This is a genomic window from Candidatus Skiveiella danica, assembly GCF_022705245.1.
Lineage (GTDB): Bacteria > Pseudomonadota > Gammaproteobacteria > Burkholderiales > Burkholderiaceae_C > Skiveiella > Skiveiella danica.
The window spans coordinates 1-656 of sequence record NZ_JAKJEW010000123.1 but is presented as its reverse complement, the minus strand read 5'-3'; the positions used below and the strand labels follow the sequence as shown (position 1 = coordinate 656).

1 protein-coding gene is annotated in these 656 nt (G+C 52.4%); it reads left to right on the top strand.

Annotated features, from left to right (window positions below; genetic code table 11):
• Nucleotides 1–240: 240 nt before the first annotated feature.
• The coding region (locus ACMUOY_RS20400) for a biotin carboxylase N-terminal domain-containing protein (RefSeq protein ID WP_413894547.1) at nucleotides 241–656 on the top strand (416 nt) is incomplete at its 3' end.

Here is a 656-nt window from a genome sequence, read left to right as displayed (position 1 = left end):
GGATCCGTGTCCGACGATTACGATGTTTCTTAATGACTTGGAGTCATATTTGGCCATGACTTCTCCTTTCTATGGCGCAATGGTAGGATTGGCACTGTGATCGGCCTGTTTAGCTTAACAATTCCCGCGATGTCAAGACAATTTTCGTTTACAATAATGATGTTGACAGAAATTCCGGCAATAAGTATAAAGGCCGACTTATATCGATAAATGTAACTCCTTTCAAGGGAAGGTAATCCGATGAAGAAGAGAAACAGGAAGATCAGTAAAGTGCTCATTGCCAATCGCGGCGAGATTGCCCTGCGGATCATGCGCACGGTCCAGGAAATGTCCCTGGACGTCGTGGTCGTTTACGAACAGGCCGATGCGGAAGCCTATTATGTCCGCCAGGCCAACGAAGCTGTCATGATCGGCGAGGGTCCCCGCAAGGATTACCTTGACATCGACAAGATCATCTGGGCGGCCCGGAAGACCGGCGCCGACGCCATTCACCCCGGCTATGGATTTCTGGCCGAAAACCCGGAATTTTCCGCCGCCTGCGAAAAGGCGGGGATTATTTTCATCGGTCCGCCGCCCCAAGTCATCCGCGATCTGGGCAACAAGGTCGTGGCCCGGAACATCATGGAGCGCGCGGGGATACCCTTCATTCCCGGCAC